The sequence below is a fragment of the Pseudomonas sp. Tun-23181 genome, from assembly GCF_057415455.1.
On the sequence record NZ_CM171630.1, the window covers coordinates 4,005,487 to 4,024,566 of the forward strand.

At 63.6% G+C, this 19,080-nt stretch carries 24 protein-coding genes; 2 read left to right on the forward strand and 22 right to left on the reverse strand.

Features of this window, described 5'->3' with window-relative positions; translation table 11 throughout:
* Position 1 precedes the first annotated feature (1 nt).
* From ACDI39_RS19055 to ACDI39_RS19075, 5 genes are read right to left on the reverse strand one after another with little or no spacing between them, the layout of a single operon-like run.
* On the reverse strand, positions 2–271 hold the full coding sequence (locus tag ACDI39_RS19055) for a VirB3 family type IV secretion system protein (protein ID WP_019043464.1): 270 nt from the start codon (positions 269–271) through the stop codon (positions 2–4).
* Positions 268–660, reverse strand: a complete 393-nt coding sequence (locus ACDI39_RS19060) for a TrbC/VirB2 family type IV secretion system protein (protein WP_019043463.1) — start codon at positions 658–660, stop codon at positions 268–270. Before ACDI39_RS19060 ends, ACDI39_RS19055 begins: the two co-directional genes overlap by 4 nt.
* A complete protein-coding gene (trbB, locus tag ACDI39_RS19065) occupies positions 657–1,727 on the reverse strand; it encodes a P-type conjugative transfer ATPase TrbB (RefSeq protein WP_019043462.1) in 1,071 nt (356 codons plus the stop codon). Before trbB ends, ACDI39_RS19060 begins: the two co-directional genes overlap by 4 nt.
* Positions 1,724–2,212: a hypothetical protein gene (locus ACDI39_RS19070; RefSeq protein WP_023083102.1), complete on the reverse strand. Its 489-nt coding sequence runs from the start codon at positions 2,210–2,212 to the stop codon at positions 1,724–1,726. Before ACDI39_RS19070 ends, trbB begins: the two co-directional genes overlap by 4 nt.
* Complete coding sequence (locus ACDI39_RS19075; RefSeq protein ID WP_019043460.1) at positions 2,209–4,215, reverse strand: conjugal transfer protein TraG; 2,007 nt, start codon at positions 4,213–4,215, stop codon at positions 2,209–2,211. Before ACDI39_RS19075 ends, ACDI39_RS19070 begins: the two co-directional genes overlap by 4 nt.
* 89 nt (positions 4,216–4,304) lie before the next feature.
* On the opposite strand from ACDI39_RS19075, the gene ACDI39_RS19080 reads away from it, so the two are divergent.
* A complete protein-coding gene (locus tag ACDI39_RS19080; protein ID WP_060446475.1) occupies positions 4,305–4,484 on the forward strand; it encodes a hypothetical protein in 180 nt (59 codons plus the stop codon).
* Here the strand turns inward: ACDI39_RS19080 and ACDI39_RS19085 are convergent.
* The 13 genes from ACDI39_RS19085 to ACDI39_RS19145 all read right to left on the reverse strand — a co-directional run bounded on the left by ACDI39_RS19085 (position 4,451) and on the right by ACDI39_RS19145 (position 16,059).
* Positions 4,451–4,717 (reverse strand): EexN family lipoprotein, encoded by a 267-nt coding sequence (locus ACDI39_RS19085; RefSeq protein WP_024570447.1) that lies wholly within the window; start codon positions 4,715–4,717, stop codon positions 4,451–4,453. The genes ACDI39_RS19080 and ACDI39_RS19085 overlap by 34 nt on opposite strands.
* Positions 4,718–4,750: 33 nt before the next feature.
* The gene (locus ACDI39_RS19090; RefSeq protein ID WP_023083103.1) at positions 4,751–5,662 is read right to left on the reverse strand and encodes a LysR family transcriptional regulator; all 912 of its coding nucleotides are present in this window, start codon (positions 5,660–5,662) and stop codon (positions 4,751–4,753) included.
* Between the two features lie 241 nt (positions 5,663–5,903).
* Positions 5,904–6,767 carry a universal stress protein gene (locus ACDI39_RS19095; RefSeq protein ID WP_019043457.1) on the reverse strand — a complete coding sequence of 288 codons (864 nt, stop codon included), beginning with the start codon at positions 6,765–6,767 and terminating at the stop codon, positions 5,904–5,906.
* 14 nt (positions 6,768–6,781) lie between these two features.
* Positions 6,782–8,260 carry a SulP family inorganic anion transporter gene (locus tag ACDI39_RS19100; protein WP_019043456.1) on the reverse strand — a complete coding sequence of 493 codons (1,479 nt, stop codon included), beginning with the start codon at positions 8,258–8,260 and terminating at the stop codon, positions 6,782–6,784.
* 312 nt (positions 8,261–8,572) lie between these two features.
* Positions 8,573–10,561 (reverse strand): relaxase/mobilization nuclease and DUF3363 domain-containing protein, encoded by a 1,989-nt coding sequence (locus tag ACDI39_RS19105; protein ID WP_019043455.1) that lies wholly within the window; start codon positions 10,559–10,561, stop codon positions 8,573–8,575.
* A 448-nt stretch (positions 10,562–11,009) separates the two neighbouring features.
* Positions 11,010–11,609, reverse strand: coding sequence for a S26 family signal peptidase (locus ACDI39_RS19110; protein ID WP_023083105.1), 600 nt, complete (start codon positions 11,607–11,609; stop codon positions 11,010–11,012).
* On the reverse strand, positions 11,606–12,163 hold the full coding sequence (locus ACDI39_RS19115) for a DUF2840 domain-containing protein (protein WP_023083106.1): 558 nt from the start codon (positions 12,161–12,163) through the stop codon (positions 11,606–11,608). Before ACDI39_RS19115 ends, ACDI39_RS19110 begins: the two co-directional genes overlap by 4 nt.
* On the reverse strand, positions 12,160–12,423 hold the full coding sequence (locus tag ACDI39_RS19120; RefSeq protein ID WP_023083107.1) for a hypothetical protein: 264 nt from the start codon (positions 12,421–12,423) through the stop codon (positions 12,160–12,162). The genes ACDI39_RS19115 and ACDI39_RS19120 overlap by 4 nt, the downstream gene beginning before the upstream one ends.
* Positions 12,420–13,058, reverse strand: a complete 639-nt coding sequence (gene parA, locus ACDI39_RS19125) for a ParA family partition ATPase (RefSeq protein WP_021204048.1) — start codon at positions 13,056–13,058, stop codon at positions 12,420–12,422. The genes ACDI39_RS19120 and parA overlap by 4 nt, the downstream gene beginning before the upstream one ends.
* 265 nt (positions 13,059–13,323) lie before the next feature.
* Entirely contained in the window at positions 13,324–14,169 is an 846-nt protein-coding gene (locus ACDI39_RS19130; protein WP_031668140.1) for a replication initiator protein A, read from the reverse strand.
* Between the two features lie 26 nt (positions 14,170–14,195).
* Positions 14,196–14,465, reverse strand: a complete 270-nt coding sequence (locus ACDI39_RS19135) for a helix-turn-helix transcriptional regulator (protein ID WP_021204050.1) — start codon at positions 14,463–14,465, stop codon at positions 14,196–14,198.
* A gap of 129 nt (positions 14,466–14,594) precedes the next feature.
* A complete protein-coding gene (locus tag ACDI39_RS19140) occupies positions 14,595–15,365 on the reverse strand; it encodes a DUF2285 domain-containing protein (protein WP_023083110.1) in 771 nt (256 codons plus the stop codon).
* Between the two features lie 343 nt (positions 15,366–15,708).
* Positions 15,709–16,059, reverse strand: coding sequence for a DUF2958 domain-containing protein (locus ACDI39_RS19145; protein ID WP_023083111.1), 351 nt, complete (start codon positions 16,057–16,059; stop codon positions 15,709–15,711).
* A 319-nt stretch (positions 16,060–16,378) separates the two neighbouring features.
* On the opposite strand from ACDI39_RS19145, the gene ACDI39_RS19150 reads away from it, so the two are divergent.
* On the forward strand, positions 16,379–16,672 hold the full coding sequence (locus ACDI39_RS19150; protein WP_071533935.1) for a helix-turn-helix domain-containing protein: 294 nt from the start codon (positions 16,379–16,381) through the stop codon (positions 16,670–16,672).
* Between the two features lie 318 nt (positions 16,673–16,990).
* On the opposite strand, the gene ACDI39_RS19155 is transcribed toward ACDI39_RS19150, so the two are convergent.
* The 4 genes from ACDI39_RS19155 to ACDI39_RS19170 form a co-directional block, all read right to left on the reverse strand.
* The gene (locus ACDI39_RS19155) at positions 16,991–17,305 is read right to left on the reverse strand and encodes a DUF736 domain-containing protein (RefSeq protein WP_023083113.1); all 315 of its coding nucleotides are present in this window, start codon (positions 17,303–17,305) and stop codon (positions 16,991–16,993) included.
* Between the two features lie 861 nt (positions 17,306–18,166).
* Positions 18,167–18,382 (reverse strand): GDCCVxC domain-containing (seleno)protein, encoded by a 216-nt coding sequence (locus ACDI39_RS19160; RefSeq protein WP_071535040.1) that lies wholly within the window; start codon positions 18,380–18,382, stop codon positions 18,167–18,169.
* A gap of 7 nt (positions 18,383–18,389) precedes the next feature.
* Complete coding sequence (gene merP / locus ACDI39_RS19165) at positions 18,390–18,665, reverse strand: mercury resistance system periplasmic binding protein MerP (RefSeq protein ID WP_023083114.1); 276 nt, start codon at positions 18,663–18,665, stop codon at positions 18,390–18,392.
* 12 nt (positions 18,666–18,677) lie between these two features.
* Complete coding sequence (locus ACDI39_RS19170; RefSeq protein ID WP_023083115.1) at positions 18,678–19,025, reverse strand: mercuric transporter MerT family protein; 348 nt, start codon at positions 19,023–19,025, stop codon at positions 18,678–18,680.
* Between the last annotated feature and the right edge of the window lie 55 nt (positions 19,026–19,080).

Consider the following 19,080-nt stretch of genomic DNA (forward strand, 5'->3'; position numbering starts at 1 on the left):
CCTATGCGTCCAGCAGCGGCTTGTGTTTGATGTGCCGGGCGAAGACCTGCATGAACTGCGGATCGACACGCGCCCCCCAAACCGCCAGCGAATGGCCGACGATCCACATCACCACGCCGGGAATCCACAGTTGCAGGCCCAGCCCGACGGCGGCGGCTAGCGTGCCGTTGGCGATCGCTACGGTGCGCGGCGCACCGCCCAGCAGGATCGGCTCGGTCAGTGAGCGATGCAGCGGCACTTCAAACCCCGGAAGATCGGTGGCCGTGCTCATACGACGGCCCCGCCGGAGAAGCTAAAGAACGACAGGAAGAAGCTCGAAGCCGCGAAGGCGATGGACAGGCCGAAGACGATCTGAATCAGCTTGCGGAAGCCACCGCTGGTATCACCGAAGGCCAGCGCCAGGCCCGTCGCAATAATGATGATGACCGCGACGATGCGAGCCACCGGCCCCTGGATCGACTCCAAAATGGATTGCAGCGGGCCTTCCCACGGCATCGAGGAACCGGCCGCCTGCGCGGTTCCGGCCAGGAACAGCAGCAGCGCTGCCAGCAGCAGCCCTTGCCGTGCGGGGCGGGCCAGGCTACGCAGTCGTGCCAGGCTGGACAGGTGGGAAAGCGGATTTACGGAAAAGCGGAAAGCAGGAACGTGCATCTGCGTCATGGCAGTTCTCCAGGTTGGTCAGGGATCGAGGAAGGCGCAGCGGCAGCGGCTGCAAGAGGAACCGGCGGAAGCTCGGAGAACGGTGCTTCCAGCGCATCCGCCAGGCGGTAGCCCTCGCCGTCGAAACCGACGACGCGAGAAATGGTTTCGACGTGGCGCTTGCGTCCACGGCCTGCGATGTGGATCACGACATTGACCGCCTCGGCGATCAGGGCGCGGGGCGGATGCACCGCCACTTCGAGGATCAGTTGTTCCAGGCGCAGCAGCGCACCCAAGGCGGAGCCGGCATGGATGGTGGCGATGCCACCGGGGTGGCCAGTGCCCCAGACCTTCACCAGATCCAGCGCTTCGCCGCCGCGCACTTCGCCGACGATCACGCGATCCGGGCGCAGCCGCATCGTGGCGCGCACCAGCTCTTGCATCGACACCACGCCTGCGCGGGTGCGCAGCGGCACATGGTCACGGGCAGCGCATTGCAGTTCGATGGTGTCTTCGAGCACCAGTACGCGGTCGCCGGTGGCGGCGATCTCGGCCAGCAAGGCATTGGCCAGCGTGGTCTTGCCGGTACTGGTGCCTCCGGCGATTAGGATGTTGTGCCGCTCGCGCACGGCGTGACGCAGAAACTCGGCCTGCCCAGCAGTCAGGATGCCTTCGGCCACATAGCGATCCAGACCGATGATGCTCACGGCACGCTTGCGCAGCGCAAAGGCCGGGCCAGGTGCAGCGGGCGGCAAGATGCCCTCGAAGCGTTCGCCCGTCTCCGGCAGCTCGGCAGTCAAGAGCGGTTGGCCGCGATGTACCTCCGCACCGACGTGGGCGGCCACCAGGCGGATGATGCGTTCGCCATCGGCCTCGGGCAGTTCGACGCCGAGCGGCGCACGGCCAGAGGACAGCCGATCCACCCACAATGTCCGGTCGGGGTTAAGCATCACCTCCACAACGTCCGGGTCTTCCAGCGCAGCAGCGATCACCGGCCCCATCGCCGTGCGCAGCATCTGGATGCGGCGATCCTGGGACGCCTCAGCGGATGAGCGTGGATCGGGCGGGGTCTGTGGAACGGCACTCATGACGCACGCTCCGCTGTGCGTTGATGGGCTTCGGCCAACGCCGCCGCGTCGTCCATGCGCATGCCGAACTCACGACCTTGGGGGTGCAGTTCTTCCACCACGTCGCGCACCAGGCTGCGGCCACGCATCAGGTGCCGACCCAACTGTTCGACGAACTGCTCGAAACGAGCCTTGCCCTGAGCGCGAGCCGCATCCTGATGGGCTTCGGGCACCGGCGTACTGACGGTCAGGTAGTAGCGGATGAACAGCGCCAGCGTTTCGATCTGGATGTTCTGGTCACGCTCCAGACGCTCGGCCTGCCGCGACAGACGATCCAGCCGCTTGGCGATGGCGGCCTCACGCTGGTCGCCAGCATCGGGCGACAGCCAGGACGCCAAGGCAGCGGCGACGATGCTGGACTTCGAGACGCCTTTCTTCGTGGCTAGCTCGTCCAGGCGCTTGGCGTGCTCGTGCTGAATGAACAGGTTCAATCGGTATTGGCTCATAGGTTGATTCCGTCGTTGGGGTCGAGAGAAGCCAGTCGCGCCGTGCGTTGCAGTGCGGGGTCGAGCTGGTCGGGAAGCACCGGGGGCATGTCGTCGTCATCGAGCAGCGACAGATCGCTGGTCGGGGCGTCCATCTCGGGGGCATAGGCGATGGCTTCCGACAGTTCGGGCTGGCGGCGTGGGCCGCCGTCGTCAGTCGAGCCCAAGGCCTCCAGGTCATCGGCGGATGCCGTGGCCGGTGCCGCAGGAACCGCGGGTATTGCCAGGCCGCTCCAATCGTCAGGTCGTGCAGGCGGTACATCGGCGTAGGGGCCAGCCGTTACTACAGGCGGGGGCAATACCCGTTGTTTGAAATTGGCGTCGGCGAAGTAGCGCAGCTTCTTCGCCTTGATCGGTGCGACGCTGGACACCATCACCACCGCTTCATCGGTCGGTAGTTGCATCACTTCGCCCGGCGTCAGCAGCGGACGTGCGGTTTCCTGGCGTGACACCATCAGGTGCCCCAGCCACGGTGCAAGCCGGTGGCCTGCGTAGTTGCGCTGGGCGCGCAACTCAGTGGCGGTGCCCAAAGTTTCTGAAATACGCTTGGCGGTTCGTTCGTCGTTGGTGGCGAAGGTCACGCGCACATGGCAGTTGTCCAGAATCGAATGGTTCTGCCCGTACGCCTTGTCGATCTGGTTGAGCGACTGCGCGATCAGAAAGCTGCGGATGCCGTAGCCCGCCATGAAGGCCAGCGCCGTCTCGAAGAAGTCCAGACGGCCAAGCGCCGGGAACTCATCGAGCATCAGCAGCAGCTTGTGCCGGCGCTCGATACCGTCACTGCCATCGAGCGATTCGGTGAGCCGCCGGCCGATCTGGTTGAGGATCAGCCGGATCAGCGGCTTGGTGCGCGAAATGTCGGAAGGCGGCACTACCAGATACAGCGATACCGGATACTCTGCTGCGATCAGGTCGCCGATGCGCCAGTCGCAGCGCGAAGTGACTTCCGCCACGGTCGGATCACGGTACAGACCAAGGAACGACATGGCGGTGGACAGCACGCCCGACCGCTCGTTGTCCGACTTGTTGAGCACTTCGCGGGCAGCGGATGCAACGACGGGATGCTGGGCACCGCCCAGGTGCTTGGTCGTCATCATCCGGTGCAAGGTCAGCTCGAACGGGCTGGCCGGATCACTGAGGAAGTTGGCGACGCCGCGCAGCGTCTTGTCTTCCCCCGCGTACAGCACATGCAGGATCGCCCCGACCAGCAGCGCGTGGCTGGTCTTTTCCCAGTGGTTGCGTTTCTCCAGCGCGCCTTCGGGATCGACCAGGATATCGGCGATGTTCTGCACGTCGCGTACCTCATGCGCGCCGCGCCTTACTTCCAGCAGCGGGTTGTAGGCCGCTGAACTGGCATCGGTCGGGTTGAACAGCAGGCAGTGGCTGAATCGACTGCGCCAGCCAGCGGTGATCTGCCAGTTCTCACCCTTTATGTCATGGATGACGGCGGATGCCGGCCAGGACAGCAGCGTCGGCACCACCAGGCCCACGCCCTTGCCGGAGCGCGTCGGCGCAAAGGTCAGGACGTGTTCCGGCCCTTCGTGCCGCAGGTAGTGGCCGTCATGCTGGCCGAGAAAGACGCCAGCAGGCTGCGTCAGCCCGGCCTTGCGAATGTCGGCGGCATCGGCCCAGCGGGCCGAGCCATAGGTCGTCACTTTGCGCGCCTGGCGCGAGCGCCACACCGACATGGCGATGGCGACCGCCACGGCCAGCAGGCCGCTGCTTGCCGCGATCATGCCGCCGGTGTCGAAGACCTGCGGCGCGTAGGCATCGAAGAAGAACCACCACTCGAAAAGCTTCCACGGGTAATAGACCGGCTTGCCGTGGAAGTCGAACCAGGGCGAGCCCAGGCGTAGTTGGTAGCCCAAGGCTGCGGCTGTCCATTGCGTGGCAACCCACACACCGGCGATCACGATGCCGAACACGGCGGCGATCTGCCCGAACAACACACCTTGAGCCTGCATACCTTGGCCTCCGATTTCTCCTGCGCTGATTCCCCGTGGAAAACGCGGCACGAAGGCGTGCCGCAGACGTCAGGATCGGTGTCGGTTCAGTGCCGGTCAAAGACCGTTATCGGCAGCAAGGTGATGCAGAAAGCATGGTTTCATGCAGGGACAAAGCCAATAAAAACGCCGCAGGCATGAGCGCGCTGCGGCGTGTTAAGAAAGAAAAACAGGATATGCGGCAAGCCGCCAACGGTCAGAACTTCGGCGGCGTTTCCGATGGCGTGTAAGGCACCTTGCCGTCGCCGAAGAAGCGCTTGTTCGTCGCTTCGGCCACCCGGTTGCACAGCACGTCGCCCATCGTCGGGCGCTCGGTCTTGCACTGGAGGCGCAGTTCCTTCAAGCGCTCGGGATCGGCGGCCAGCTCTTCGACGGTCGGCACAATAGCTTCCTGGTTCGACGGCTCGGATGGGCCGCAGGCGGTGATTGCAGCAACCAGCAAGAACGGGGCAATCAGCTTCAAAATCATGATCCGACATCCTCTCGCAGATAGGGTTTAAAACGTGGGTTTTTCCGTCCCTTCGGGAGAGTCGATTGCGTGGACGCGCTGTTTGAATCGTGTCACCGATTCGGTGAACTCGTCCTCGCGGTACAGCACATACGTAACGAGCATGGGAGTTCGCCCTGCCAGCGAACGGGCGACTACGCCGGGTTCGCGGCTACCTGTGATATGTGGCGCTCCGGCTAAACCCAAGGCAAAGCCTGCTGCCACTAGCGCCATCATTAGGTCGAAGGACGCAACACGTTCTGCAATCAGCGGTTCCAGGCCTGCTCGCTGAAGCATGCCGTCAACCTGCCGGGCATGCCCTTCGCAAATCGAAGGATCACAAAGCACTAGTGGATGACGCAGAACCTCTTCAAGCGGAATGCGCTTGTACCTGAGCAATGGATGCCGCGCAGGCACTGCCACCATTAACGCATCACGCCACGCCGCCTCGGCTACGATACCTTGGCCGACTTTGTTCCACTGCGCAAACCCAACATCGTATAGATCGTCATGTAGCCCCTTGATCTGTTGAGAAAGCGGCACCTCGAAAAGGCGCAAATCGACTTCGGGTTCCTCCTGCCGACATAGCGCGAGTAACGTCGGTAAACGTGAAGGCGTGATGCCGTCAGACAGAGCGATGCGCAGTTGCCCATGAAAGCCATTGGCCGCTGCCTTAACGCTATCGCGAGCCTGCTGTAAGGCCGTGAAGATGCGAGGAACATGCTCGAGGAAAAGCTTCCCTGCCCGTGTCAATCGAGTGCTGCGGCTAGTACGGATGAATAGCTGCTCGCCGACATCAGCTTCTAGTTCTTTAATGGTGCGCGATAACGGCGATTGCTCGATGTGTAGTTTTTCAGCGGCGCGTGCGAAGTGCAGTTCTTCTGCGACGGCCAAGAAGCAGCGTAGATGACGCAATTCCATAGGAATCTCCCTGTCCATAGGCGCGTGGCCACCGCTCACGCGCGCCTTTCAACAAACTCTCGTCATGAACCGCCAATGTGTTGAAAACTTCTAAAAGGACAGGTTGTTATCAGCGGGACAAATCGCCTTATGCAGCGCAGATCAACTAGTTCGCTTCAAACTTCCCATCCAGATGTATTGCCGGTTGACGGTGATCGGTTTGGCTCAAACCTGACAGCCAATTAGTGGCGTTGATCAAGACTTAACGCAGTAGAAGAATTGGAATGTGTGACGAACGCAGTAATTCAGCCGTCTTGCTTCCGAACAGAAGAGCGCGCAGTGGCGAGTGACTGAATGCCCCCATAATGAGCAGGTCAATTTCCTGTTCTTTCACTGCCTTTTCGACCACTGCTCCGGCATCTCCGGGCACTAGCGAAGCGGTCACTTCAGAGCTCGCTCTCGACAGAGTTTGCTTCGCCCATTCAAGCGATTTGGCTTGACCGCCAAATTGATTTCCAGACATCAAAATTCTGATGGGCAAGCCTCGCAGCAAAGGGCTGCTGGACAACATCTCCATGCCACGCCGAATTGCAGTGCCGCCATCAAAAGCGATCATGACGCGCTCAGGAGGCTTGAATTCTTCACTTACAGTAAGAATCGGAAGCTTTAAAGCGCGAATAATGTTTTCGACGTGATGGCCTAGCTCATTTTCGTGCGTTCTGGCCCCTTTGCCTCTTCGCCCCAACGCCAGCAAACGCAAGCCTTGCGCTTGCTCAATTAACGTATCTTCCAGAGAACCGTGGCGCTGTCGCACATCGACACGGGCTGCACCTGCCAAGATTGCGCGTTCGCGCAGTCGGTTCAAAAACAACCGGCCTTGCTCCCTCGCGCTCTTGGCGTGTGCTTCATCTTCTGCAGACAGATGTGCCAACAGACTCTCTTGAGCGTCGATACCGATTGCGCCGCTGTGATCGTCATCCGTTGCCCGCTCGGGATGGCTGTCGATCACGTGCAGAAGCTCCAGCGGAGCATCAATACGGCGTGCCGCCCAGGCAGCGCAGTCGGCCACATGAACCGCGTAGCGTGATTGATCGACGCAAGCAAGCACTTTATTTTCGTTTTTCATGATTTGCTCTCCTCTTAGTGGCCTGCGAGCATGTCCGCTGCGCCGTCCTTGTCGTGAATCCCGAACTTGTCCACCATCGTGGCGCTGGCCTCGTTCAGGCCAGTCACCTCCACTTCCGTACCTTCTCGCCGGAATTTGATGACTACCTTGTCCAAGGCGCTAACCGCAGTGATGTCCCAGAAATGGGCGCGGCCGACGTCAATTCGCACCTTTTCAATGGCTTCCTTGAAGTCGAATGAATTGACGAAGCGTTCGGCCGATGCAAAGAACACTTGGCCGGTAATGGTGTAAACGCGCATGCGGCCTTCGTCCTCCGTGTGCGAGGAGGCATGGAAGATCCGACCGACCTTTTGGGCGAAGAAAAATCCCGAGAGCAGCACACCAACCAGCACGCCTTTGGCCAGATCGTGGGTGCCCACTGTCATAGCGACAGTCGCGAGCATCACCACACTGGAGCTTTTAGGGTGCTCTCGCAAGTTACGGATCGAGGCCCAATTAAAGGTGCCGATGGACACCATGATCATCACAGCGACGAGTGCTGCCATTGGGATACGGGCCACCCAGTCACCGATAAAAACCACCATCAGCAGAAGAAATACGCCAGCGGCCAATGTGGAGAGACGGCCGCGGCCACCGGATTTCACATTGATGACCGACTGACCGATCATCGCGCAACCGGCCATTCCGCCAAGAAAGCCGCTCGCGATATTTGCGACGCCTTGACCTACGCATTCCCGGTTTTTGTTACTGCTCGTGTCGGTGAGGTCATCGACGATGGAAGCCGTCATCATGGATTCCAACAAACCCACTACGGCCAAAGTTGCAGATACTGGGAAGATGATCTGGAGTGTCTCCAAGCTCAACGGGACATCGGGCAGTAGGAACACCGGCAGGTTGTCGGGCAACTGCCCCATATCGCCTACTGTGCGAATGTCGAGGCCGAGTAAGATCGAGACGGCTGTCAGCACCACGATGGCGACAAGCGGCGACGGTATCGCCTTAGTAACGTAAGGGAAGAGGTAAATGATGCCCAGGCCTGCAACCGTCATGGCATAGACGTGCCAGCTTACGTTCGTCAGCTCCGGCAGTTGAGCCATGAAGATCAGAATGGCCAAGGCGTTTACGAAGCCAGTAATAACTGAGCGTGAAACAAATCTCATCAGCGTGCCCAGTTGCAGCCAGCCTGCGATGATCTGGAGTACACCGGTTAAGACGGTGGCAGCGAGCAGGTACTGCAGCCCGTGCTCTTTAACGAGGGTGACCATCAGCAATGCCATCGCGCCTGTGGCTGCCGAGATCATGCCAGGGCGACCGCCAGTGAAAGCTATCACTGTGGCTATGCAGAATGAGGCATACAGGCCGACCTTGGGATCAAGGCCTGCGATAATCGAGAAAGCGATTGCTTCAGGGATAAGGGCAAGCGCTACAACAACGCCTGCTAACAGGTCGCGTCGGACATTGGAGAACCAGTCCTGACGTAAGGATTTCATCATTGATCTATTCCGGTGCAGGCTCGGCCGCAGGCTGGAACGGGACTAGGCGCGAATGCCTCTTTCCGATCCCGGAATAGAGAACAGCCCAAGACTATGGGCTGGCAAACCACAGCCAGTCATACATACAGCCTCGTGCGAGCGAAGATTGAAATTAGGAAACGGCTCGCTGCGAGACTGATAGTTACACTGGTCGATACTCCAATAGTGTTGGCTGTGAATTTGAAAATTGCTCTTGAATTGTAACCTGTCTTTGCGCGTAGCGGCAAGTTGAGAGGCATGACGACCCCATAAAAGCCATCGTCGTGAGGTGGATCACTGGCTTAACCCGCGCTGCCGCGTGAAATGCCAAACCGCCGTATCGCCCCGGACTGTCGCAGCAAGTTGCTGTCCTAGTCGCCGCTCAATCACAGGCTTCCACGGCACCAAGTTGAACCCGATCCCGTCATCGAGCACCGCGTAGCGCCCGCTGGCAAGCATGACGGATCGGCGGTAGATACCTGCTACACGTTGCCCGTCTGTGGTCGGGCGGTGCTCCAGGCCGGTTTCGGCGGCAATGTCCTTGGCGACCTGCGCCAGTTCTCGATTGCGCAGCGTGCCCAGCAGATTCCGGGCGAGGATCACATGCTGTCCCCGCCGCTCGGCCAGCCCCTGTTCTTCAAGGAAGTCGGCGCGCTGCTGCATGGCTTGCTTGGCGTCACCGCCAAAGCCCGAGTCGCCCAGCCCCTTGCCGCCACCGATCAGTTGTTGGTCGAGCCAAGTGGCGCCAATCACGCGTGCCTGCCGCTCAATCGGCAGATGAGATTTCAGCTCTACGGCCACGCCGCCCAGCCGTTGCGAGTCGTACTGGCGGCCACGTTCGGCCAGGTCGTCCGGCACCCTCCATAAGCCATCGGCCACGCGCTCCACGATGCCGGCCCGGCGCAGGGCTTCCAGCCGGCGGACGTGGGCCGCGACGACCTCCTGCGGGTCGCGGCCGGGCTCAGCTCGGCCTTGCTCGATCGCCAGGTGATGATCGGTGCGGTAGAGGCCATCGCTCGCCAACGCGGCGATGTTCCTGTCGGCCGCCCGCACCACGGCGGAACCGCGTACCTCCACCACGGCTCCGGTGGGATAGTTCGCCAGCTCGTCGCGGGTGTTCAACGCGACGTAGTGGGCCTTGCCGTCCACGCCGTCGATGACCAGATAGCCGCGGTCGTGCAACTCGTCGGCCAGCCCCTTGGCGGCCACGCGGCCGATGACGGTGCGGCCGTCGTCGCCGGGCTCGAACACCGCCAGCTCGCGCGGCTGGCCGCTCATGGCCCGCTGCATGGTGCGGATGATGTCGCCGCGCTCGCCCAGGGCGCGCAAGGTCTTCTCGGCATCCGCATGGACGGCCCAGGTGCCGGGCTGCGTCTCGTCGGCCAGGCCCATGCGCTGCAAGCGTTGCAGGCGGCCGATCAACAGCAGGCGCTGGCGTTGCAGCTTTGGTTCATTGAAGCGTTCGATCTGCACCCGGCCATCCTCGCCGGCCTCGCGTTGCAGCGTGCAGTCGAGGCTCGTCCACCGCTCTTGTTCCACCTCGCGCTGCAAGGTCTGCTGGATCTCCAGTTCAGTGCGCGGCCCCAGCCATTCCGTCGCCAGCTCGGCGGCCCGGTGGCGGAAGCCGTGGGCGATGTAGTCGCCCGCGATGATGAGGTCTTTGCCGGTGTCGTCGCGTCCGCGCACGATCAGGTGGGTGTGCGGGTTGTCGGTGTTCCAGTGATCCACCGCCACCCAATCCAGCCGCGTGCCCAAGTCAGCTTCCATGCGGTTCACCAGATGCCGCGTGTAGGTGCGCAGGTCGTCCAGTTCGGCGCCATCCTCGGGCGAGACGATGAAGCGGAAATGGTGCCGGTCATCGGCACAGCGTTCCTTCAAGGCTTCAAGGTCGGCATCGTCGGCCTGCGCCCCGTAGGCCAGACCCGGCTCGCCATCGCGGCCCGCACCGTCGCGCTCGATGTAGCGCAGGTGCTTGGCGAGTGACTGCGGGCTGGCCCGTTGGTGATTGACCAGCAGCGTCTTGATGGTCACGCGCCGCGACATGGGCGTCAGCTTCGCCCCGGCGAAACGCGCCGCCGTGTGGCCGCGCCCCAGGCGCGAGCCGGGCCGCTGGCCTGCGCGCTGGCCGCCGGACACGGCGGAATGGCGTATCGAGGACTTGCCGCCGCTGGCCTTGCCCGCCTGCTTGAGCACCTTGGAAACGAAGCTCTGGCCCTGGCCCTTGCCCCGGTTCTTCGGGGCGCTGGGACGCACGCGGAAATCGTCGTCGCGGTGGTCGGTCATGGATGCGCTCCCCGCAAGCTACGGCGTGTCCTGTCGTGCAAAGCACGCGGACATGCCTGCGTTGGCGCGGGCCTCGCGCCCCACGCGGCACGGTGGCGAAGCCGCTCCGTGCCGCGCCACCCCCATGTGCAGACAGGCTTTGGGCGCGGCCCGGTGCCGCGTCCTTTTGTCTTGCCTTCCGCCTTTGCCCTTCGCTGTCGCTCCGGGCGTCGGCGGCCCGGCGGCGCTGTGCTGCTTGCAACCCGCCCGCCGGCGAACGCGCCAATGGCCGCAGGCCGGGCGCGTTCGAGGCAAGACGCCTGCACGTTGGACGGCTGCGCCGGATGTTGCGCGAGGCGCGGCGCGGATGCGCCCGCGCTGCACGCGCGACGACACGGCGGCAGCCACCGGAACGACATGCCCGATGGCACGATGAGATGCACGGCAACGTGCAGCGAATCGGCGGCCATCATGGGCGTGTCTCCAGCCAGACCGGATACGCGACGCCGATCACGGCGGATGCGCTGACTGGCCCGAAATAGCGGCTGTCGAACGACGCTGGATTGGTCACGCTCAACAGGAACAGCTCGCCCGATTCGAGGCGGCGGCAAAGCTGCAAGGATGGCAGCGGCCGGCCCAGCCGGTCGGCAGGCAGCGCGGCGACCGCAGGCACGCCGTCGATGCGAACCTGCCCGGCAACGATGCAAACGTGTTGCGGCGCGACCGCGCCCACACGTTTGAGCAGCGGCACGCGCGTCGGCAGGTAGCCGCGCTGCGCAGCCAGCGTGGCGGCCCTGTCGGGCAGCCGCACCAGCACGATGCTGTCCACGGACAACGGACGTGGCAGCGAGGCGGTACGCGGGTCGAACGGTTCGATGCGATACCAGCCGACCGCCACGCTGTCGGACGGGTTGTAGGTCAGACGCGGCAGTGGCGACACGAAAGCCGCCCAGGCCAGCGCAGCGAGGCCGACGGCGGCGAAGGCCGCCAGCACGATGCGAGCACGCAGGCGCGAGCGAGGATGCGGCGCGGCTTCGTGCGTGCATGTGGTGTTGGATTGGGTCGTCATGGCAGCGCCTTTCCAGCGAGCCAGGCGGCGTGCCGTTCGGCGGTGTATTCGGGCAGCGCCAGGCGGGCCGCCAGACGGTTGCCCAGCGTGCGCCAGTACGCGGGCGACACGTCGATGGCGGCGATACCCTGCGCGTCGATGTTGTCGATGCGTTCCAGCGCGGCACGCACTGCGTTTTCGCCTTCGGCGTGCAGCAGCAGGCGTGCGCCCGGCCGCACGCCAGGGATGCGCTGCATGTCGTCCAGCGGCGTGGCGGCTTGCATCACCATGAGCTGCCAGCGGATCGTGCCGTAGTCGTTTGCTTCCCAGCGCACGCGGCAGAACATTGCACGCGGCAGGAACACCGCGCAGCGCCGCCAGCGGTCGAGCCGCAACGTGCGCGCCGGTTCGCCGAAACGCAGGTAGAGCTTGAAGCGCGGTTCGATGTAGGCGAGCGATACGCGAGTCAGCGGCACGCTGCCGGCCTGGCCGGCGAGCGTCGAAAGCGAAGGCGGCGGCGCAGCAGCCGGTGCAGCCGTCGCCGCGTGAGCGGCAGGCAAGGCGGATGCATTCATGGCAGGTTCTCCGGGCGCTTGTCGGGGAACGCCCGTTCCAGCAAGCCGCGCAGCAACTCGGCCACGGTCACGCCCTGGCCGAAGGCGGCGATCTTGATGCGTGCACGTAGCGCGGGCGTCACGTCGAGCGTCAGGCGGGCCGTATAAAGGTCGCCCTTGTTGAGCGCATCGGCATCGCCCTGGCGAATCCACGCCTCGGCGTGCGGATTCGCGGGCGGACGTGCGCCGATGCCGACGCGCTTGCTGCGCGGGCTGCTCATGTCGGCCACCGCAGCAGTTCATCGGTGAGCACGGCGATCTCGCGGGCGGCGGCGCTGTCGGGCGCCGTCTCGCGGGCGAGCCGGCCAGCGGCCACGCTGTCGGCGAAGACGATGCGCTGGCGCACTTCGCTGCGCAGCGCCGGCAGCGGCTGTTCGGCCAGCGATTGCCGCGCTTCCCTGCCGATGATGGTGGTGCTGACGCGCCGGTTGATGACGAAGGCCGCGTGCAGCGCAGGCCGGAACACCTGCGCTTCGCGGATCAGCGCCACCATCTCGGCGCTGGCCCACAGGTCATACGGACTGGGCTGCACGGGAATCAGCACGCGCTCGGCCGCCAGCAGCGCGGAACGCGCCAATGCGGCGATGCGCGGCGGGCCGTCGATGATGACGTGATCGGCGCGGCGGGCCAGCTCCGGCGCTTCCTGATGCAGCGTCTCGCGGGCGAGGCCCACGGTGCTGAACAGCCGGGGCAAGCCCTGCTGGCTTCTGCGCTGCGTCCAGTCCAGTGAGGAACCCTGCGGGTCGGCATCCAGCAGGATGACGTGCAGACCGCGCATCGCCAGTTCGCCCGCGATGTGCGTGGCGAGCGTGGTCTTGCCGACGCCGCCTTTCTGATTGAGAAGCGCGAAGATCATGACGCGGCCTCCCATGCTGGAAAGCGGGGATTCACCTGCCCTGCAAAACGCTGTTCGCTGTGCCGTTTGGCGGTTGTCCACCGAAACGGTGCGCTTCTACTAAAAGTTAGAGATTTATAGTTAGGTAAGTTAGAGAGGCCGAAAACCCGCGCCATTACTGGCTTTGCGGCGTTTTCGTACTCCTGATAGCACGATAGGCGTACTCCCGATAGCACGATACCGGGTACTCCTGATAGCACGAGGCCGTCCACAGCTTTTCCCGCAGTTATCCCCGTGCCGTATGCAGCACGGGCCGGAAGGTCAGCAGTTCGGTGTTGTCGTCCGGCATGCGCTCGATGCCGAGGACGTAGCCGGGTAACGACTGCCGTGCCACCAGCACGCGCAGGTCGTAGGCGAAGTCCGAGAAGCGAGCCGCGCTGCCGGATTTGCGATGCAGATGCCGGAAGTCGAATTGCCAGCCGTGTTCCTGCCGCCCGCCGTGCTTGCGTACCAAGCGGTACAGCCAGCGTTCGATGCCGCCCTTCAAGCGGAAATAATCCGGGTCGATGGTCAGCACCAGGGCGGCGTCGAGCACGCCGGCATAGAACCAGTCCGGCAGGATCAGCTCGATGCCCAGCGGCGTGCCGCTGGCATCGGCCAGTTCGCGCCATTCGTTGATCCACGAAAAGCGATGCAAGCGCCTGCCCGTGGTTTCTCGGATGGACGTGGCCACACTGGTCGATTGCAGCCGGTCGAGCGCCGCTTTCAGGCGCAGGTAGTCGTTGAGGGATGTGCCGCGCCCGATGAAGCGCAGGATCTCGTAGGGCGTGGCGTGTATCCAGCGCGACGGGCGAATGCCCGCGTCGCGTGCCTCCACGATCTGCGAGGCCGCCCAAATCAAAACGTCGGCATCCCATATCGTGGCGATGCCGTGCTCGGCCGTGCCTTCCACGCGGATGGTGATGTTCCCGCTGCGGAAGTCGATCGGCGCGATGCGCCGCGACTTCGCCAGCGAGAAGAATGGAAAGGCCATCAAGTCCTGGCTGTCGCGTGGCGCCATGTCGCCCGGCAGCGCGCGGAACAGGTCGAGCTGTTCGCACTGCGGCAAGGCTTGCCCTGGAGGGCCGGACATGGCGAAGGCCACCCACGCGCCGACGATCAGCGGCCATCACGGTAGTCACCCGCGTGGCGTTCGGCGTATTCCGGGTCGGATGTAGCCTCGTAGCTGCGCTGGTCGGCCCAGGCATCGAGGTCGCTTACTGCGTACATGACGCGGCGACCGAACTTGCGGAACTTCGGGCCACCGCCGATCACGCGCTGCTTCTCCAGCGTGCGAGGACTGAGGCGCAGATACTCGGCGGCTTCGTCGTTGGTCAGGTAGCGTTGGGGCTGCGAGGGCGCAGCGACAGTAGCGGCGGCAGGCCGCAAGGGAGAGGGTCGCATGGGGTGTACCTCCATCAAGCCCGGCCACACCACGCGGCCGGATAGAGGCACTTTCAAGAAAGCAAGGCTTCTTGCTAAGGGACGATTTGCAGGGGGCGCGAAACGTCCCCCCTCCTAATGCGACGGGAACGGCGGAAGCTGTGCCAGGCGGCGGTAGCCGCCGCGCATCAGCGCATCGCCCCGGCGCACCAGGCGCCGCACGCGGGCACGCAAGGCGCTGTCTTTGTGCCAATCGGCCGCGACGGCATCAACGCCGAACAGCCCCTCGGCAACCTCGCGCAAAGACGCGCCCGCCAGGGTCGCGTCTAGTGCCTGCAAGGTGTGCAGTTCCAGCACTGCGGCGTGCGTGGGCCGCGAGCGGGTCGCCGCCGCAGGCGCGGCCCCGGTTGCAGTGGACAACGCATCCAGCCCAGCCGCCAGTGCGCGATAGCGTGCGCAAGGCGTAGTGCAGCCTCGGATGGCGTAGAGGTAGGCCATTCCGTCGGCCATGCTCGGCGTGAGCGCGAGCCGCACGCAGCAGCCAGGCCATTGCGTCGTCAGCACCAGGCGCTTGCCATCATGGATCAGGTGCTTGCGTCCTGGGACGTTCCAGAATTCGAAGGCATCGGCATCCGGCGGCGGGTCGTCGTCCGGGTAGAGCTGGATCACGCCATCGTGATCGGGGAACCACGCCGGATGCGCGTCGCGTGCATCCAGGGCGGGATCTTCCAGCAGGCGCAAGCCCCAACGATGCGCCGTATCTGGTCGGCGGCGACGGTGCAGCCAGTCGTGCCGGTAGTCAGGGTTTCGGCGCAGGTACTCCCAGGCCAGCGCGGGGCCGCCCTGGTGCAGAACGTAGAGATAAGCCGCTGTCGGATACCAGTGTTCGACGCTGCGATCAGTCATGACGGAACCTCCCTGTGCTTGGGGTGCGTCGCCTGGATTCCGTCGTGCGGGAGCTATCGAATCACCATCAGGTTGTCATCGAAATCGGGGTAAGCTGTAACTACTGGTGTCAAGACAGATTCGCTCCGGGGCATTGCTGAAATCGTCTGAATGCGACGGCTGCGCCGCCACGAAAATGGTGCGCGGCATGGCGCACGGTGCAGCAGCCCGCGCCAAAGATCATGACTGTTTGCGTCAGAAGCGCACCGCTTCGGTGCAAGGATGTGGATTCAGACCTGCCCGGTCTTGGGTAAGACCGAAATAGTCACGATGCGCCCGTTTGACCCGGCTGCGCTGGCTTGCATCAATCCATGATCGAGCCGTTTTCCTGCGCCAGCCGCACGTATTCCGATAGTTGCCGCACAGGTTGAAAGTAACTGTCGCGCATCACGGGCCGCTTGCATGGCCCGACGATGGCAGCCAGATCGGACAGCTTCACCGTTCCCAAGGCGGGCATCCCGATCCCGAGGTCGATCAGGCCGTAGGCCGTATCGCCATCGGTAGGATCGAGCGCGGCCAGCAACCAGGTTGCGTGCGCGTCCGGGGTGAATAGCCGCACCACGGGCATCGGGTCGATGCTCCGGCCGGCGGCGCGCGCCTCGCCAACGGCGAGCAGTTGTGCGTGCTGTTCGGCAGTGATGAGCGGTTGGGTCATGGTTGGCATTCCCACGAATCCGACGATGCAAGGAGGAGCCTTCCTGCCAAAACACGGAAGCGGCGAAATGGATGCGTGCTTTCGTGCGGAAGCACGAAGGCGTAAGCCGTCGAATCCGTACAGGCACGGAAGCGCAGAAGCGGAATTGTGCAGGCCATGAAAGACACGGATGTGGCTCCACGGGTTTGAGGAAATCCGCATATGCGGATTTCCGTAAAAGCACGAAAGCGTGCCTCTCAGTCATAAATGAACACTATAGATTGTAGCCCTATAGGGCGCAATGGACTGTCATCTTGGTTTTTATGGGGAAACCAAGTTGGTGACAGCGAAACACTCATTGGCGACGGCGATACGGACAGTCAGGAAGGCGCGGGGCTTGAGCCAGGAAGCGTTTTCGGACGTGTCTAGCCGCACCTACATGAGTTCGCTGGAGCGCGACTTGAAAAGCCCGACCCTGCACAAGCTGACCGAGCTGTGCGAGGTCATGGAGGTGCATCCGCTCACGCTGCTGACACTGGCCTATGCCGGCGACAGCACGGATAAGACCGATGAGCTGCTGGCGCGGGTACGCCAGGAGCTTGAGGCGGTGTTGAAAGAGCGCAGCACGCCGTAGCGCGCGTCGGCGTGTAAGACTGGAGTCCGCAAGCGGAGCGCGTAGCGCCACAGGCGCGAAGGCGTGAGGGATTGAAGCCGCATGGCCGTGACGGCTTGCCGGCACGGGGCGCAGCCCGAAAGCCCGGCGGTGCTAGCAGCGCCGACACGCCATCTTGGATTTGCCTCCACGGGCATTGAACCTGCTGAATATGACTGCGGCAATACCGGAACCAGAAACGATCGGGCGCGAGCTGACGGTTTCCCGCTGCCGCGTGTTCGGTGCTGCGATAAGCAGCGCTGCACCCCGCCGCAATGGGCGGGGTGCTTGGGGTAGCCGTCAGGCCGCTTGCGGCCTGCTGCGTGACCAGATCAGATCGTGCGTGCCGTCCTCGCCTTCGATCAGGCGAGCATAGACCGGAGCCGGGAATGAAGGATCGTCGAGGGTCACGGACTTGTATTCCCGCCCGGCTTCGCTGGTCTTGTTCCACGCCGCGCCGATGTCGTGGCCGGCGGCCTGGAGGCGGAAGTCGGGGGCGTTCTCGCTGCTGCCCTTGTCGTTGGGAACCAGCTTGACCTTGACGCTGAGCGTCAGGGTGCGAAGCGTGCCGGTGAAGCCGTCTTTGTCTGCGGTGAAGGTGCCGATGTTGGCCATAATGATTTCTCCTTTCGGTTGAACAAGGTTCGCGCCCATCGCGTCCTTGTTGTGATCCGGCCGGCGGGGGGGGGGCGGGCTGGCTGCACCGCTTGCGGTCGCAACGCAGTGGAGAGCCGGGAGGCGAAAAGAATTTGTCCCGCGAGGAATGCGCGCAGCGCAGGGGAAATTGTTTTCGCCGGACGGTTGCAGCCATGAAGCCCGAGGCGCAGCCGCGCCCCCGCCAGGATTCATAACAACACAAGGACGCCTTGGGCCGAACCGCACCGAAAGGAGATGTGGCCGACTCGGCATCCCCGCACGAAGGCTTCTCCGGCTCGCCCGCTGACGTGGGCCAGGTCAACCACCCGACGACAGGCGAGAACGCCCCTGCCGCACCTTGCGGCGCCGGTCTTGAGGCGTGGCGTGGAAGTTCCATAGCGATGCCGGACGGGATATCCGTGAACCGTCCTTCGTGACGTGATGGGCGAGAACCACTAGCGTTGAGGACGGCACGCAACTGCACAACCCGCCGCAGCAAGCGCCAGCGTGTTCGCCAGCGCCCCGCCCATTGCGGCGGGGCGCTGGCCGGGCCGGTTCGGCGGGACCGAGGGGCGCCAAGCCACGCGCGGCGGGGATAGCCCGCAGGGCTTTCCCCTGGAGGCAAGCGCAGCGCGCAGCGCCGCAGGCGCGAAGGCGTGAGGGATTGAAGCCGAATGGCCGTGACAGCGAAGTCGGCACGGGGCGCAGCCCGAAAGCCCGGCGGCGCATCGCGCCGACACGCCCAGGCCGTTCTTTCAGGAGCCTGGGGGCTTGTCCAATCAGGACTACCCCAGGCTGCTGCCGCCTTGAGCAGCGCCGCCAGCTCGGGCCGCTATGGCTTCAACCTGCGCAGCACCCGCGTTGCTCCTGGATCGGCGGGCATGGCACCGAGCCAAAGGAACAGAACACACAACAATCTCCCGGCTTCGGGCGCAGCAGCGTATGACAGGCCGAGCACTCGTAATAGAACTGGCAGGCATCCGTTGGCATGGTTTCCTGCTTGGCATGACCGCAGCGCGGGCAGGTCAGCACGGATTCGAGATTGACGATACTCATGGTGGCGCTACTTCTGCACAGTGGACGGGTAGCCCGCGCTTGTTGTCGCTTGGGTCAAAGTTTCTGGCTTGGTCTTGTCAGCGTCATAGGTGACGGTGGCCGTCTTCTTGTCGAAATCGACGTGAACAGCATTGACGCCAGACACCTTTTCCAGCGACTTCTTGACCGTCAACGGGCATAGCGCACAGGTCATGTTCTGCACGGACAGCGTGATGGATTTCGGGGTGGCAGCCAGCACCGCGAGCGGCAAGGCCGCCAGCAAAGCGATCAGCAGTTTGCGCATGAGCGTCTCCTTTCAGTAAAACAGCGGGGCCAGCCACGGAACGGCCAAGAGACCGACCAGCAACGCCGCGACAATCCAGAACACGAGCCGTTGGCGTGCGCGCGTGCGAGGGGCGGCACATGACGTATCCGGCGCACAGACTTGCGGCACCAGATAGAGCTGGCGGAAGGTCAGCCCGAGAAACAGCAGCGTCAGGCCGATAAAAATGGGTCGATACGGCTCCATCGCCGTGAGGCCAGCGACCCACGTGCCGCCGATCCCGAGCGTCAGCAGCACGAGCGGCCCGACACAGCACACCGACGCACCGATGGCGGCCAATACGCCCGCGATCAACGAGCCCTTCCCGGTGAGTTGTGCCATAGAGATCCCCATGAACCTGTTTGCCCAAGTGTTACTCTACATTCCGTACCTAGGT